We start from the raw sequence: 16,333 nt of genomic DNA, 5'->3' as shown, positions 1-16,333 counted from the left end.
CATTTAAAGATGAAAACTTTTACACTTTTATGTAGTGCTTTTCTATTTCTAACAAGCACTATTTGCATATCACAGACCGAAATCGATCTGGATGAATTACTTTCTAGATTACATCAAAACCATAGGGGAGCTGTCACGGATGTGTTCTCTCCCGAAGAAATTCAAATATTGAATAATCACTTTGCCGATAAACGCCCCCAAAACCAGTCTACCGTAATTGGAGGGGGTGTTGAATTGTTCGCTCCAGAGAACCAGAGTGGTGACTTTGGACACTATAATTCTGGAGATCCAAATTTCTTTAACACTATTGGTCCTGGTGGAACCGCAGATTTTGAAGGTGCGGGTGCCTATAATCCTGTTAGCGGGACTTTCTTTGTGGTAGATGATAGTGGTGGGGTTTATGATCTAAATCCCGATACAGGGGTGTATACGTTCTTAGGCTTTACCGATGCTCCCAATGGAGAGAACTTTACGGGATTGGAATTTAATCCCATGGATAACCATATGTACGCTATTTCTACTAATGGAACGGGAAGCACTAGCATTTCAACCATTAATACCACGACACTTGAAGTAGAGGCAAAGGGAAGTACAGGGCTTACCTTGGGTATAGCACTTGCGATCGATGATTTAGGACAAGGGTATGCATTCGACATAGATGTCGATATGATGTATCGAATCAATTTAAGTAATGGTAACGCCACTGCATTGGGAAGTATAGGTTTCGATTCCAGTTTTGGTCAGGGAATGGCTTACGATAGTACCAATGGGGATTTGTTTATGTCGGCCTTTAATAATGATACCTTTCAATCCGAATTACGCATGGTAGACCCAACAACGGGTTGGACTACGTTTATGGGGGCTATTGGATCTGTGGTGCCCGGAGGGACGGTTCAATTTGCTTGGACAGGGCCAACCAAGCCACCACTTTCTGTAGATGATAACACTATTGCTGGATTTAAACTATATCCTAATCCAACCAATTCACAATTGAATCTATCCGCACTTTCAAATATTGATAGAGTAGAAGTGCATAGTGTCTTAGGACAAAAACTTATGAGTCAAAAAATAGGTAGTACCTCAGGTGTCCTGGGTGTTTCCCAGTTACCTGTAGGCGTATATATATTAACGGTAACTGTCGAAGGGCATTCGGCATCGTATCGATTTGTGAAAGAATAACGAGGGTTTGTATTGAGGAGTATGAAACCAAGTTAGATGGGGTTCGCCAATGAAGGGAACCTTGTTCCTCAAGTTTAGAGTTTTCATTGTATGTAATTCTAGCTAACCGTAACCTCCATGTTGCATTGCCTACCCTTGAGGGCAAGAGATGTGGAGGTTTTTTTTGTAAAGGAATTTTAAAGACTAATTAGAACACACTACTTTCTGTCCAAAGAATAAAACGAATAGCCCAATTCTAAACTATCATTGTTTGGGGTAGGGTTTTTTTCATCATTGGAAGCCTTCTTATTGCTAACAGCATGTGCACGGTGAAGCGTCCATTCTACCAAAGATCTTCCCTTAGCATCCTTTAAGCGCAGCGTAGCATTGCTTTTTGGGGTGGCTTCCTCTGGGTTTTGGCAAGCGGCACACCATTCCATTAATTTGGAACCTTGCTGTATCGTTCCTTTTTTCAATTGAATATTCCCTTTTGGAAGCGAAGGCAGACGGAACCGAAACGGATTGTCCCCTTCTTTTAAGTTGTTTTTAAGTACAACCTCGGTGACCATGCCATCAACTTCCTTAAAAGTTGTTTGTTCGCCATTGGCAGATAATTCGAAATGAAAAGGAGATGGGGAGTTTTCGGCTGGATTCATATGGCTACTGGTTTGATTGTTAGTCTTCTAAAGGTAGCAAAAAAATATGTAAGATTGAAAAGTCCCTATTTATACGGAATAACTACAGTTCGTATTACAAAAGACTGGCGTGACTTCTGGTAACTTTTGCTTTCGACAAGGACTCCTTATAATTTTTAATGGCTTTGTAAATTAACCTTTTATCACGTCGTTCTTTGGGCTGCATTTTACCAAATTCAGAAAGTAGTTTCTCAAGATGTTTCAATGACTCCGATGTGCTTCCATTTTCAGAGAGAAATTTGGCATACTCCAAGCGCTGTGGATAATTGGTATACATAGAATCCATTTCCTGAAAGACTTCTTCAGCCTTGTTGATTTCTCCCATATGGTAAAGGGACCAGGCATATCCCACTTTCTCTGGGGCCTTCTTGAATTCTTTTTTATCCGCAATCTTCTCTGCATATTCGACCGATTGAGCATAATTCCCGTTGTAATAATGTGCTGCTATTAATGGGATAAGTACATGTAACTGGCCTTCAGGTTTTGTGCCGAGACATGAAGTGTACAATTTAATTGCATCCTTAAATCTACCTGCCTGCATATAATGCTCTGCCAAATTAAACCTGTTAAGATCGCTATCCGTAGTTTCCAGCTCCTTTTCCAGTTTTTCAATCTGGTAATTACTGTTTACGATTCCTTTAAAGCCTTCGGATATGGATTCTAGGTTATCCCGATTGTAAAAGTGGTCGTATAGGTAAAGTATTGCTCCAATGACGGGAAAAAAAATAATTAACCAGAACCATTTCTGGTCAGCACGGTTTTTATAAGCGTGGTATAAGCAATAGCCTTGTAATATGGCTACCACGGGAATAAAACGGAACATTAATTGGATAGTTGGTTATTATAGACTTCAATATAATTGATTTTTCCGAAAAGTTGGGGAAATCCAAATACAGTTCGATCAACTAACTGAAAATAGGGTTCTTTGTATCATTAGGACGTTGTCTAACAGCACGTAACCATCTGAGCTGATCTATATTTTGTATCTTGTAGTGATAATACGGATGCCATTGGGTGTCTTTGATGTAATTTTAAAAATGACCGAGTTATGAAAGCGATTTTAGACCATAAGTTGAAGAATAGGCTCGTTTTTCTATTCTTTATAATTTGTGTGGCCTTGCCTTTACAGGCCCAACAGACATTCCAGGAGTTTCATGGTAAGGTTTTCGATAGCGAAACCAATGATGTTCTCGTTTTTGCTACCATTGGTTTAAAAGGAACCAATATAAGTACCATTACAAACGCAGAGGGTGAATTCACTTTGAAAGTTCCTTCAGACACCTCAGAAAATACAGTTTTGATTACATCCTTGGGATATCAATCTGTGGAAGTCCGACTTACCGAATTGGACAAGGGCTTTTCTAAAATCAGGCTTTCCCCTATGGTTACACAGTTGTCCGAAGTGAACCTCACAGCCTTTAATAGTGCAGAAGCTTTGGTGCGAACGGTTTTTGCCGATAAGGCAAAAAACAACTTAAGGGAAGATGTTTTAATGACTGCATTCTATAGGGAGACCATTAAAAGAAGAAACAGGAATGTTTCCTTAACCGAAGCGGTCATCAATCTATACAAACAGCCCAATAATTCTACTCAGAAAGATGTGCTAGAACTGCATAAGGCAAGGAAAAGTACAGATTACCGGCGTTTGGATACCGTAGCAGTAAAACTGCAAGGAGGGCCATTTTCAGCTTTATACATCGACGTTATGAAATACCCCGAATACATTTTTACCGATCGTTCTATAGGCTATTACGACTTTTCATTCGCCGCCCCAACTACGGTAAACGATAAACCCGTATATGTGGTGCAGTTTCGGCAAAAAGAGGATATTCCTCCCCCTGGATACCAAGGCAAACTCTATATCGATGTTGAAAGTTTGGCACTTACGAGTGCTTCGTATAGTTTGATAATTGGTAACGAACGTGAGGCCAGCGAATTGTTCGTGAAAAAGAAACCAAGGGATGTAAACGTAATTCCTACCAAAGCTTCCTATCGCGTTGATTATCGTGAAAAGAATGGAAAATGGTATTACGGGTATGGCAGTGTGCAATTGTCTTTTAAAGTGAGTAAACGTCGCAAATGGTTCAATTCGCATTACTCATTGTCCAGTGAAATGGCCGTTACAGATTGGGAAACCAACCCTTCGGGTAAAGTGGCTTTAATGAAAGATCGTTTAAAACCTACTGTTATTATAGCCGATGCAGTGTCTGGGTTTTCCGATCCTGAGTTTTGGGGACCATATAATGTAATTGAACCCGAAAAATCAATCGAATCCGCTATTAACAAGATAAAACGTAAGCTCAGAAAAGAAAAGGGCTCATAGAAAACGAAATGTTGAAAACGGTCTTTATGGCCGTTTTTTTTAGATATCTATGTTAAATAAGTACCTTGCCTTAGAAAACTAATCAAGATATTATGGACAAGGCTTCTACTGCAATATTGGCGGGATCTCTCATTATCATTATGCTAGGTATGGGATTATCCCTTAGCACCAAAGACTTTAAACGTGTAATTTTTTATCCTAAAGCCATATTTGTAGGACTGGTTAATCAACTTATTTTACTCCCTCTTATTGGTTTTGGTATAGCAGTGGGGTTGAGTCTTCCCCCTGAGATCGCCATTGGAATTATGATATTGGCAGCCTGTCCCGGCGGACCTACTTCCAATCTTATTTCCCATTTGGCCAAAGGAAACTTGGCACTTTCTGTTACCTTAACTGCATTAAGTAGCTTAATTACTATACTCACCATTCCTTTCTTGGTAAATTTTGCGCTGGAGTATTTCAGTGAAAAGGGACAGTATATTCAATTGGATGTGTTGCGAACTATCCTTCAAATCCTTGTTATTGTTGTTATTCCTGTAACCATAGGAATGTTGATACGCCACTATCGACCAAATTTTGCCCATAAAATGGCCCGTCCCGTACGCATCGGTTCTGGAATTGTGCTTGCCTTGATTATTGTAGGCTTGGTGGTGAAAGAAAAAGACAATTTTGTTTCTTATTTCCAACAGGCTGGTCTTGCCACATTTTTGTTGAACGCGATTACGATGCTAATAGGTTTCTATTCTGCCAAATTGTTTAAACTGACCAAACAGGAAGCCGTTTCCATCTCAATAGAATCTGGTATACAGAACGGGACGTTAGCCATAACCGTAGCCGTCGTTTTATTGAACAGTACATCATTCGCCATTGCTCCAGCGGTTTACAGTCTTCTTATGTTTTTTACCGGAGGCTATATGATTTTCATGGCTGGTCGAAATAAGACCAAAGCTGCCTAGGTTATTCACCGATAATATGAAGTTCTGTAAAGTTTTTGTCGACTACCAGGGACGTATTGCCATTCACTTTAAGCGAAGTTAATGAGGTTACCTGATTGTCTACTTCTATGGTTTTAATGGTAAAAGGTAGTCGTTTCAGGTCCAATTTAAAACTGGAATACGGAGTTACATATTTACCCTGTTTATGCTGTTGAATGATCAATTCATTTTTCTTACCCGTTAGCTTGAATGTCCTTGAACTGAATCTTCCTTTTTTATAGTCGTATCCATCATGGGCATCTTCATATAAAGAGGAATTTTCTTTTCCTTCTTTGTAATACACTTCCAATTCAACTTCATCAAAATCCTTTTCACCTACATACTGTTGTACGGGATATTTAGGGATAATGGCTCCTTCCTTTACAAACAGAGGAATACGGTCTATGTCGGCATCAACCCATTGTTCTTTTCCTCCATCTACCAAATCATGCGTCCAATAGTTATACCATTTCCCTCGAGGGATATACATTCTTCTTCCTTTGGCATTGGCCTCCAAGATTGGGCATACCAACATATGGTTTCCGAACAGGAATTCATCTGTTCTGTAATAGGTCTGATGGTCCTTCTGATCGAATAGCACTAAGGGCTTAATCATGGGGACACCATCTGTTACATATTGTTTAAATGCTGTATATAAATAGGGGAGTAACTTGTAACGAAGTTCTATGAACTTTCTGGTAATATCCGTTACGTCCTCATCGAACGACCATGGCTCCTGATCTCCGTGGTCCCCAGAAGAATGTACGCGGCAGAACGGGTGGAAAATTCCCAACTGAATCCAGCGTAAGAACAATTCTCCCGTAGGCTGCTCGGCAAAACCTCCAATATCTGTTCCGATAAAGGACATGCCGCTTATGCACATTCGCTGTATTTGCTGATTGGCGATCCAAAGGTGTTCCCAAGATGCAATATTATCGCCAGTCCAGGAAGAACAGAATCGTTGCGCACCAGAATAGGCCGCTCTCGTTATAATAAAAGGTCTTTTTGGATAGACAAATTGCTTTACCCCATCGTAAGTGGATCGAGCCATCTGCATACCGTATACATTGTGTGCCTTGCTATGGCTACACGGATTTCCATCGTAATTATGTCGAACGTCTAACGGGAAGGTCTTTGTAGGGACCTCCATGACCGCAGGTTCGTTCATGTCGTTCCAAACGCCAGCTATACCTACATCTTCGATTAATTCTTTATATAGTCCACTCCACCATGTGCGTACTTCAGGATTGGTAAAATCTGGGAAATTACATTCCCCTGGCCACACTTTTCCCCGCATAAGGGGACCATCGGCACGCTTACAGAAGTAATCGTTTTCCAATGCCTCTTGATAGACCCAATAGTCCTTGTCAATTTTAATACCTGGATCTATGATGGCCACTGTTTTAAAACCATCCTCTGCCAGCTCGTCTACCATCCCTTTAGGATCTGGGAAATACTCTTTGTTCCAGGTAAAGCAGCGCCATCCGTCCATATAATCAATATCCAGATAGATCGCATCGCAAGGAATTTTAAGGTCCCTGAATTTCTGAGCGACTTCCTTCACATTGTCTTCCGGATAGTAGCTCCATTTACTCTGGTGGTATCCCAATGCCCATAAGGGTGGTAGCTCAGGCTTACCAGTTAAATCTGTATAATTTTTGACTACCTCTTCCATTTCCGGTCCGTAGAAAAAGTAGTAATTCATTTCACCTCCTTGCGCCCAAAAGCTAGTGGTGCTTCTTCTTTCGTGACCGAAATCGAAATACGTTCTAAAGGTATTATCGAAAAAGATACCATAGGAAATATCGTGGTGCAGTCCCACATAAAAGGGCACGGCTTTGTAAAGTGGGTCCCTATCTTTACCGAAAGCATACTCATCGGTTACCCAATTTTCCACCCGCTTCCCTTTTAGGTTGAGGTGCATGGGTTTATCGCCGAGACCATAATAGCATTCCATTTTCTGCTCGGTCTTACTCATTTTAACGATATCACTACCATGTTCGTAGCTGTATTCCCAATGGAAACCCAATTCATCCTCATTGATGAGTTGTCCGTTGATATCGTAAATGGTCTTTTTTAGATTCGACTTTTGAATATGTAGGATCAATTTGGAAGTCTTGATCTCAAAATGCGAGGCCTCTTCCGAAAATTCCAATTCGTTATATCCTCGAACCGCTTCATCTGCAATAGCGTAGCTAAAATCATTCGGAAAACTACCTGCAGGGGCATAGCGAAATCGCAATACGCTGTCCCTTACTACAGTTATTTGTAATAAGACGTCATTTTGGGTAGTGATTAAGAACTTATCTTTTTTCTTGGTGAAGCTTTTTATTTGAGATGGGAATTGATTCCCTTTTTGTTCCAACTCGGTATTTATAATCATAGTTTTTCCTCTTTAAATAGGGGTCATTACAAATGAACCATTTCTTGGTGAAAAACAAACCTAAGCAATTGAACTATTTCGAGAAAGTAATCAACAGACGAAATCGATTTCGTTAACCGTTTTCCTTCGAATTCACCCGTTTAAGGGCGATCATTGCTAATGGAGGGAGATTGAAAAGAGCAGATTGTTCTCTAAATTGCCAAGGGATTTCTTCGGAAGAATATTGTTTTTTTACATCAAATCCACTACCTGAATATTGCGGTTCGTCACTATTAAAAATGAGGCGGTATTTTCCTTTTTCAGGCAGACCAATTCTATAATTTTCCCTAGGAATAGGTGTCATGTTACAAACGACCATTACCGTGTCTTTTTTCTCCGATCCTTTTCTTAGGAAGGCAAGTACGCTGTTTTCGGAATCGTTGTAATCAATCCATTCAAAACCTGAGGCATCGAATTGCTTTTCGTGCAATCCTAACTCCTTTTTATAAAGGGAATTTAAAGCTGCGACCAAGTTCTTTACCCCTTTGTGATAATCAAAGTCTAATAAATGCCAGTCCAGACTCTGTTGGAAATTCCATTCTTCGTGCTGACCAAATTCCCCACCTTGAAACAACAACTTGGTTCCCGGATGTGTATACATATAGGAGTAAAGCAGTCGGAGGTTAGCGAAGCGTTGCCATTCATCACCTGGCATACGACCGAGGATGGAATGCTTTCCATAGACCACTTCGTCATGGCTTAATGGCAGCATAAAGTTTTCAGTAAACGCATAGGTCATACTGAAGGTAATATCGTTTTGATGGTGCTTCCTATAAATGGGTTCTTTTTTGAAATACTCCAGTGTATCGTGCATCCAGCCCATCATCCATTTCATACCAAAGCCCAATCCACCTATGTAGGTTGGTTTGGATACCATGGGAAAAGAGGTCGATTCCTCTGCGATGGTCTGAACACCTTCGAAACTAGAATAGATTTCAGTATTCAACTCCTTAAAAAATGAGATGGCATCTAAGTTTTCCCGACCACCAAACTCATTGGGTTCCCACTCACCGTCTTCCCTGGAATAGTCTAAATAGAGCATAGAGGCAACAGCATCTACTCGTAGACCATCTGCATGATAACGATCCAACCAAAAAACGGCATTGCTTATAAGGAATGATCTTACCTCGTTACGGCCATAATTGAAAATAAGGCTTTTCCAATCGGGGTGATACCCTTTTCGTTTATCGGGATGTTCATAGAGGTTGGTGCCATCAAAAAAGCCCAAACCATGTGCGTCCTCCGGAAAATGGGAGGGTACCCAATCCAGAATCACGCCAATATCATTATTATGAAGTGCATCTACCAGTACCATAAAGTCCTCTGGTTTACCAAAACGAGAAGTAGGCGCAAAATATCCCGTTAATTGATAACCCCAAGAAGGATCGTACGGATATTCCATAATGGGCATGAATTCTACATGGGTAAAATTCATTTCTTTTACGTATGCTGTTAATTCTTTTGCAAGCTCCAAATAGGAAAGGGATCTATTTTCCACAGCATTAAACATCCAAGACCCTAAATGCACTTCATATACCGAGAATGGTTGATTTAATTGGTTGGTCTTCTTCCGTTTTTTTATCCAAGCCGAATCTTTCCAATTATGGGTATGATTCCAAACTACGGAAGCCGTGTTTGGCGGATGCTCACAACGAAAAGCAAAAGGATCTGCCTTTTCGGTTTTTATATCATTGTGATTAGAATGTATTTTGTATTTGTATTTGCTTCCTTTTTGAATACCGGGAATAAATCCTTCCCAAATACCACTTTCGTCCCATCGTACATTAAGGGGATGTTCCCCTTCAATCCAATAATTGAAATCACCAATCACCGAAACAGCCTTAGCCGAGGGTGCCCAGACTGCAAAATAGACCCCTTTTTCGCCCTCTACTTCCGTTAGATGAGCCCCTAACTTATCGTATAAACGAAAATGTTTTCCCGATTTAAAGAGGTTGATATCGAATTCGGAAAAAAAACTGTGTGCTTTGACCTTGCTCATAAAATTATTCTTGATTCATAATGGAGGCAATTCCTTCTAAGGGAATCACGGCCCAAAGTGGGCGCGAATTCATTTCATAACCCAATTCATACACAGCTTTTTCCAGCATGGCATGTTTTAACATAAAAATACGCTCTTGGTTGTATCCTATGTTTAGGTTTGCTTCTTGTATAATGTCTGTATATGTATTTAAAAATACAGCAATAAAAAAGCGGTACAGTTTTTCGCCTGCTTCATACAATTGCTCCTGCGAATAGGGAAGATCTTCCCCATGATTAAAAATCGTAGCATAAATGGCGTAATGGAACGACCGGAACAATCCTGCCACATCTTTTAAAGGTGGCTGTTTTACCCTTCTGTCACGTATGGTACTTTCTGGTTCCCCTTCAAAATCGAGAATATAGAAATCACCATTGTTCACCAAAACCTGCCCCAAATGATAATCGCCGTGAACACGGATGCGTTCCCCTTTAAGCTTGTGCCAATCGAAAGACATGAAACGCTTTCTTATTTCATTTTTTTGAGAGAGAAAATCCTTGGCCAAACTCAAAGCAAGGCCATCCAATTTATGAAGGTTGTTTTCAACGGTATTAAGTCGGTTCTGAAATTGATACAGCAAGCGGTTCTTAAGCCAAACTTCATAGTCCCTATTAAAATGCTGAGGTGTAAAAGAGGTTTCTTCAAATTCAGATCCCAATGCGATGTGCATCTCTGCCGTACGGACGGCCAATTGTTGTAACTTCAGGAATATATCCAAACCAGCCCAATCTATGATCTCGGGAGGGACTTCACGAATGCCCATACGCTCAAATATTCCAATGGAAGGCAATTGCTTTATGTCGATACCCTTGTCGGATAGGTTATGGAATACCTTCAGTATTTTTTCCAACATATACTCCCAGGCATCACCTTGATTCGGCACCAATTCCTGCATTAGGGCTATGGTTACCATGAGTTTGTCGCTGTCAATTATATTGAGGCTACCCTGGTAGGCCGGGGTGTTTTTAAACCCTTTTTTGTCCGATAGGAAACGGGACATTTCATAATCAGGATTTTTATTGGCATAGATACGCCTGAAGAACTTAATGACACAATGGTCATTAATGATTACAGAGGTATTGCTCTGTTCCATTCCCATAAAACGGGAGGACTTATATTCGGTTTCCTTGAGACTTTCCCCACGATGGTACTGCACCCGTGTGGTATCATTGGGTTCTGCCTGTAAAATACGCTCGAACACCAATTTCCTGAACGACTCCAGGTTTATGGCATCAATAATATAACCGGAAACACCATTAATGGTAAGGGATAGAATACGATCCTCTTTGGCAAAATCTTCATCGGTTACAAAGGCGATCGGAATGAAGTAATGTTGATAGAACGCCTCTTTAAAATTAACCTCCAAAAGCAAGCCATAGTATACTTCTTCTTTCTGTTGAATTCGAAAGTACTCCGTAAGTTCAATATACTTTAGGGTGCTCGATTTCCCTCCGTACCAGCGCTGTTTCGAAATATATTCTTCCAAAACTTCGGAAAGAAACATCTTTACAAAACCTTGATCTTCCATCAGGGTTTCCCAAGTACTATTGAATTGAGCTTTAGATTTATTTTTAGATGTTTCCGTTTTCGCCATGCTATTTTTCTATTTTGAACAAGTGGAAGGGAAGTGCAGGATGAAGCTCTACAAAATTCCATTCTTTGTCCCAATGATAACTACTTCCAGTTATGAGGTCATGAACCCTAATTGTTTGGCCCTCGTGTATGCCAAGATCGCTCATTGGTAATTGCACCCAGCCATTTTGGGCATAGTAGGGATCTAGATTTACCACTGCTAAGATTTCATTTTCTTTAGACTGGTCATGCTTGTAATAGGCCAGCAACTGATCATTTTCAATAGAAAGAAAACGAATATTGTTGGTTTGTTGAAGGGCTGGCTGTTCTTTTCGAATTAGATTTATTTTCGAAATTAAAGTGGTCAATTTGTTTTCCTGCTCCCAATCCCAATGACGAACCTGAAATTTTTCACTATCCAAGTATTCCTCCTTACCGGGTAAGGCCGCACTATGCATTTGTTCGAAAACCGGACCGTAAATACCTGTATTGGAACTTAAAGTGGCCGCCAAAAAATACTTTTGAAGGTGCACCGCTTCGTTTCCCCCTTGCAATGCCCAAGGGTTGATATCTGGTGTGTTGGGCCAGAAGTTAGGGCGGAAGAACCACTGCTGATCTGTTTGCGTGAGCTCTTCTACATATTCAATGAGTTCTTCCTTATTGTTACGCCATGTAAAATAGGTATAGGATTGAGTAAATCCTTGTTTGGCCAATTGGTGCATTACTTTGGGTTTGGTAAATGCTTCTGATAAGAAAAGCACATCGGGATGTTTCTTTTTCAATTCGGCAATGAGCCAACCCCAAAAATAGAAAGGCTTTGTGTGCGGATTGTCCACCCTAAATACCTGAATACCGAATTCTTCTACCCAGTACAATGCTGTGTCCAACATTTCCTGCCAAAGGTTTTTCCAGTCCTTACTTTCATAATAAATAGGAAGGATGTCCTGGTATTTTTTAGGTGGATTTTCGGCATACTGCACCGTACCGTCCGGTCTCCACTTAAACCATTCTGGATGTTCCTTAACCCATGGGTGATCAGGAGCTGCCTGGAGTGCGAAATCCATGGCTACTTCTATGCCCATTTCCTTTGCCTTGTCTACAAGGGATTTAAAATCACTTTCAGTACCCAATTCTGGATGAATTGCCTTATGACCTCCTAGTTTCGAACCAATTCCCCAACAAGAACCCACATCATCTGGTTTAGCCTCTGTTGTATTGTTCTTACCTTTTCTGTTCACTTCACCAATGGGATGAATGGGAGGGAAGTAAAGCGTGTCAAAGCCCATTTTTGCAATTCGAGGGAGCAGGGATTCACATTCTTGTAACGTACCGTGCTTTCCCGGTTCTTTGGACGATGATCTCGGAAAGAACTCATACCAAGTACTGAAACGTGCTTTTTGACGATCTACATAGACGGGAAACTCAGAACTTTCATTCAACAATAGTTTTTCGGGATACTTCGTAAATAGTTCATGAAGTTTGGAGGAAACGGCTTCAGCTACAGCCGTATCGTATGCATTGGGATCTCCAAAGTAGGAGATGAGCCCATTCAAATACGTCTTTTCATCATTTGTTGCCCCTGCAGCAATTCGCTGCAAGTATTCTACACCCTCCAATAGTTCGGAGGTTACTTTTTGTCCATCTTCAATCTTTCGTTCAATCCCATGTTGCCAATTTAGGGCATAATCTATCCAGGCTTGGACTTTAAATGTATAATGACCCTGTTTCGAAACACCAAATTGAGAGGACCACTCATCGTTTTGTTCGTGTTGCATGCGAATTTCTCCCCATTTCCTTTCTTTTTCATGTTTGAATAGGAGGGAAGCTGCCACCACATCATGGCCATCTGCCACCACATCGGCTCGCACAGGAATGATTTCATCAATTACGGCTTTTATGGGAAGACTGCCATCATTAATTTGTGGGTATACATTTTCAATTACCGCTCTACTTTGATTGTACATGCAGGGTTTGGATTAGTGATTGTATGTTAAATATATAAAAGAAGGTACAATAAATTGAAGAGTCTTGTAAATACTTGGAAACGATAACGTTTTCGTTGAGAATTTCATAATAAAAAAGGGTGTTTTGATTTCCAAAACACCCTTTTTCGAGCTATTAAACTTACTATACGAAGATTAGTTTTCGTCGTCGCTAGTTTCGATCGCAATGATCGATTTCGCAGATGGATTTAAGCTATTACCTTCTAAATTTATACTTGCTGAATTGGATAGTAGAATAGTTGAGATTTCACTAGCATTTCCAAAGTTATTTTCGGCAACTATGAATTCCCTAATGCTTCTTATTTTTCCAATTCCCAATGGAACATTTCCATCTAATTTATTATCGAATACATTAAATACCTCAAGGGACTCGAGTTTTTCCAATGAAGAAGGAAGTTCCCCAGATAAACGATTACTGCTTAGATGAAGCTGCTTTAAGTTCGTCAGGTTTCCAAGACTGTTTGGCAGCGCACCTTTAAGATTATTTCCATTAAGGGCCAACAGCTCTAATTTCTTAAGACTTCCAATCGTATTTGGTATTGTTCCGTTTATTTTATTGAAAGATAGTTCAAGAACCTTTAGTTCGGTTAGGTTCCCCAAACTCTGAGGTAATTCGCCATTCAAATTATTGAATAGCATACGAATTTCTGTAACATGATCATCTACTACGGTTACTCCCGGCCAATTGGCAACGGGTTCATTTAAATCCCATTTTTGATTCCAATTATCCCCTTGGGTAGCTTGATACAAATCATTCATTGCTTCCAGCTCCGAATTTGGAACTTGGGCATAGATTTGACAGGTAAGTAGTAGGGTGAAAAGAATGGTTAGTTTACGTTTCATCGCTATGAGGTTGGTGTAAATTCTTACAAAATTTCCTACAAGAAACAATTAATAAGATTAAACGCCAAAAAAAATCGACGAAATGCACAATTCAATTTGCTATTCTTCAGCTATTTGTACTAGAAAAGGAACATGTACTTCATGTATACCCTCGAAAACAGTTACCGTAAGGCGGTTGCCGAAAAGTTGGGATCCTTTCAGGGATTCTTCTGTCTTCCTAGCTTCGGTAATATACTGATCCTTATTTCCATATATGTAAATAACATTGGTATCATCGGGTAAATAATTGAAGTCGGTAGGGATCAATTCTTTGGGAATGCCACCACTATGGAGGATCAAGGTGTTACAGGTGATTTTTCTGCTGGATAACCATCTTGTAGCAATAGAAACGCCCTGTGAGTAGCCCAATACTATAAAGTTTGGTATGTTATTCGGCTTTTCAGCAGCCCAAACACTATCTATATACGCCAAAACATTTTGTGTTTCGGATACCGTGTTTTCCCTGGTTAGCCAAGAGGCTCCTACATGTTTAAAATTTGCACCTTGGTAGTACTTTGATGGCGCTTGCGGTACGATAATAAGGTTTTCATCCGGATTAAGGGCTTCGAAGTACTTAGCGAAATATCTGCTTAAGTAACCCATTCCATGAAATACCAGCCATACGTTCTTGGTTTTTTCAGAATAGCTATTTACAACAGAATAGGTATTAGTGGTAGAATAACTTGCCGCTTTTTCCGCGATCATATAAAGTGCATTTTGTATTTTTACAAAAGTAAAGTTTTACAATGATCCATTCCAAAGAAGAGATACTTTCCCGATGTAATGCCATATGCAAAAATACGCTTATGGAAACCCTTGAAATTGAATACGTAGATGTTACCGAGGATTCTTTAACGGCACGTATGCCTGTTACTTCAAGGGTACATCAACCAGACGGGGTATTGCATGGAGGAGCTACGGTAGCGTTGGCAGAAAGTGTAGGCAGTGCAGCGGCGTTTACCGTTTTGAACAATCCAAATGCTGCGGTTCGGGGTATAGAAATAGCCGCCAACCATGTGAAAGCCGTGCGTTCGGGTTATGTGTATGCCAAAGCTACGGTATTGCACAAGGGCAGGACGACACAATTATGGCAAGTTCGGGTTGCAAATGAGGAGGATGAATTGGTGTCCATGATTAAATTCACCACCATAACATTGCCAAAAGCCTAATATGGAATTTTCGGACCTGCTTGATAAAATTGATTCACACTTCCAAGCTGGCTTTCCTTTCATCGTTTATTTACCGCCAAGGGCTGAAACCATTTCGGGATCCTTCCAAAGGAGTAACAATACCTTTACAACCCATGATTTCAATGAAAGTGGATTTGTATTTGCATCGTTTTCACAGGATAAAACCTTACTAATACCAGATGATGAAAGTGATTCTATTTCTGTTCGTTGGATCCCTTCCAATGTGAAAAGGGTAGATTTGAATCTTGCCACCAATACCGAAGAAAAAGACAGACATATTCAATTGGTGCAAAATTCTTTAAAGGCAATTGAAAAAAAAGGCTTGATTAAGATTGTTGTCTCCAGAAAGGAGATCGTTCCGTTAAAATCATTAGAACTAACCACAGTTGTACATCGTCTTTTCAACCTGTATGAAACGGCCTTTAGATATGTTTGGTTTCATCCTTCATCAGGACTTTGGGTGGGGGCCACGCCAGAGGTGTTATTACAAGTGGATGGTAAGGATTTTAGTACGATGGCCTTGGCGGGGACTCAAAAATATGTAGAAGGCAGAGAACCAAAATGGGGTGTTAAAGAACTTTTGGAGCAACAATGGGTTACCAATGATATTGCAGACAAGTTACAGAAGGTGACCGGAATCGTGAAAGTTTCTCAAACGAGAAATCATGTTGCGGGATCATTGGTTCATTTACGAACCGACTTTAATGGAGTATTCCCAAAGGGAGGAAGTAATTTGGCTGCCGTCATCAAAAATTTGCACCCTACTCCGGCCGTCTGTGGATTACCAAGAAATCTGGCTTACGATTTCATTCTAAGTGAAGAAGGATATGATCGGGAATTCTACACGGGCTATTTGGGATGTACTGCAGATGGGCTTAGTACTGCCGAGTTATATGTTAACCTTCGTTGCATGAAAATTACAGGGAATGAAGCCCATGTATATGTGGGTGGTGGTATTACGCAAGATTCTATCCCCCAATTGGAATGGGAGGAAACCCAGAATAAAAAACAAACAATGCTTCAGGTATTGGCACCAATGCTTTCGAATTGACATTGTAGTTCGTAATTTTGCATAG

Annotated in this window: 13 protein-coding genes; 5 read left to right on the top strand and 8 right to left on the bottom strand. The window is 40.3% G+C overall.

Features of this window, described 5'->3' with window-relative positions; genetic code table 11:
* Positions 1–9: 9 nt before the first annotated feature.
* Complete coding sequence (locus tag AC6JAD_RS16195) at positions 10–1,179, top strand: T9SS type A sorting domain-containing protein (RefSeq protein WP_461303912.1); 1,170 nt, start codon at positions 10–12, stop codon at positions 1,177–1,179.
* 197 nt (positions 1,180–1,376) lie between these two features.
* Here the strand turns inward: AC6JAD_RS16195 and AC6JAD_RS16190 are convergent, their stop codons facing one another.
* Together AC6JAD_RS16190 and AC6JAD_RS16185 are read right to left on the bottom strand one after the other, a co-directional pair.
* Entirely contained in the window at positions 1,377–1,814 is a 438-nt protein-coding gene (locus tag AC6JAD_RS16190; protein ID WP_461303913.1) for a phage tail protein, read from the bottom strand.
* Between the two features lie 94 nt (positions 1,815–1,908).
* Complete coding sequence (locus AC6JAD_RS16185; RefSeq protein WP_461303914.1) at positions 1,909–2,676, bottom strand: PLDc N-terminal domain-containing protein; 768 nt, start codon at positions 2,674–2,676, stop codon at positions 1,909–1,911.
* Positions 2,677–2,901: 225 nt separating this feature from the next.
* Between AC6JAD_RS16185 and AC6JAD_RS16180 the strand changes: the two genes are divergently transcribed.
* Both AC6JAD_RS16180 and AC6JAD_RS16175 read left to right on the top strand, forming a co-directional pair.
* Positions 2,902–4,176 carry a carboxypeptidase-like regulatory domain-containing protein gene (locus tag AC6JAD_RS16180; protein ID WP_461303915.1) on the top strand — a complete coding sequence of 425 codons (1,275 nt, stop codon included), beginning with the start codon at positions 2,902–2,904 and terminating at the stop codon, positions 4,174–4,176.
* A 92-nt stretch (positions 4,177–4,268) separates the two neighbouring features.
* Positions 4,269–5,132: a bile acid:sodium symporter family protein gene (locus tag AC6JAD_RS16175; RefSeq protein ID WP_461303916.1), complete on the top strand. Its 864-nt coding sequence runs from the start codon at positions 4,269–4,271 to the stop codon at positions 5,130–5,132.
* A gap of 1 nt (position 5,133) precedes the next feature.
* Here AC6JAD_RS16175 and AC6JAD_RS16170 read toward each other — a convergent pair whose 3' ends face one another.
* The 6 genes from AC6JAD_RS16170 to AC6JAD_RS16145 all read right to left on the bottom strand — a co-directional run bounded on the left by AC6JAD_RS16170 (position 5,134) and on the right by AC6JAD_RS16145 (position 14,772).
* Positions 5,134–7,533 carry a glycoside hydrolase family 31 protein gene (locus AC6JAD_RS16170; protein WP_461303917.1) on the bottom strand — a complete coding sequence of 800 codons (2,400 nt, stop codon included), beginning with the start codon at positions 7,531–7,533 and terminating at the stop codon, positions 5,134–5,136.
* A gap of 112 nt (positions 7,534–7,645) precedes the next feature.
* On the bottom strand, positions 7,646–9,571 hold the full coding sequence (gene glgB, locus AC6JAD_RS16165; protein ID WP_461303918.1) for a 1,4-alpha-glucan branching protein GlgB: 1,926 nt from the start codon (positions 9,569–9,571) through the stop codon (positions 7,646–7,648).
* Between the two features lie 4 nt (positions 9,572–9,575).
* A complete protein-coding gene (locus AC6JAD_RS16160) occupies positions 9,576–11,204 on the bottom strand; it encodes a maltokinase N-terminal cap-like domain-containing protein (protein ID WP_461303919.1) in 1,629 nt (542 codons plus the stop codon).
* A gap of 1 nt (position 11,205) precedes the next feature.
* Positions 11,206–13,146 (bottom strand): alpha-1,4-glucan--maltose-1-phosphate maltosyltransferase, encoded by a 1,941-nt coding sequence (locus AC6JAD_RS16155; RefSeq protein WP_461303920.1) that lies wholly within the window; start codon positions 13,144–13,146, stop codon positions 11,206–11,208.
* A 174-nt stretch (positions 13,147–13,320) separates the two neighbouring features.
* On the bottom strand, positions 13,321–14,028 hold the full coding sequence (locus AC6JAD_RS16150) for a leucine-rich repeat domain-containing protein (protein ID WP_461303921.1): 708 nt from the start codon (positions 14,026–14,028) through the stop codon (positions 13,321–13,323).
* 99 nt (positions 14,029–14,127) lie between these two features.
* Positions 14,128–14,772, bottom strand: coding sequence for an alpha/beta hydrolase (locus AC6JAD_RS16145; RefSeq protein WP_461303922.1), 645 nt, complete (start codon positions 14,770–14,772; stop codon positions 14,128–14,130).
* 41 nt (positions 14,773–14,813) lie between these two features.
* Here AC6JAD_RS16145 and AC6JAD_RS16140 point away from each other — a divergent pair, with 41 nt between their 5' ends.
* Together AC6JAD_RS16140 and AC6JAD_RS16135 are read left to right on the top strand one after the other, a co-directional pair.
* On the top strand, positions 14,814–15,236 hold the full coding sequence (locus AC6JAD_RS16140; protein WP_461303923.1) for a PaaI family thioesterase: 423 nt from the start codon (positions 14,814–14,816) through the stop codon (positions 15,234–15,236).
* Position 15,237: 1 nt separating this feature from the next.
* Positions 15,238–16,308 carry an isochorismate synthase gene (locus AC6JAD_RS16135; protein ID WP_461303924.1) on the top strand — a complete coding sequence of 357 codons (1,071 nt, stop codon included), beginning with the start codon at positions 15,238–15,240 and terminating at the stop codon, positions 16,306–16,308.
* The last annotated feature ends 25 nt before the right edge of the window (positions 16,309–16,333 follow it).

It is taken from the genome of Aureisphaera sp., assembly GCF_059726885.1.
The sequence above is the reverse complement of the archived record's forward strand: the minus strand, read 5'-3'. Positions and strand labels throughout refer to the sequence as shown.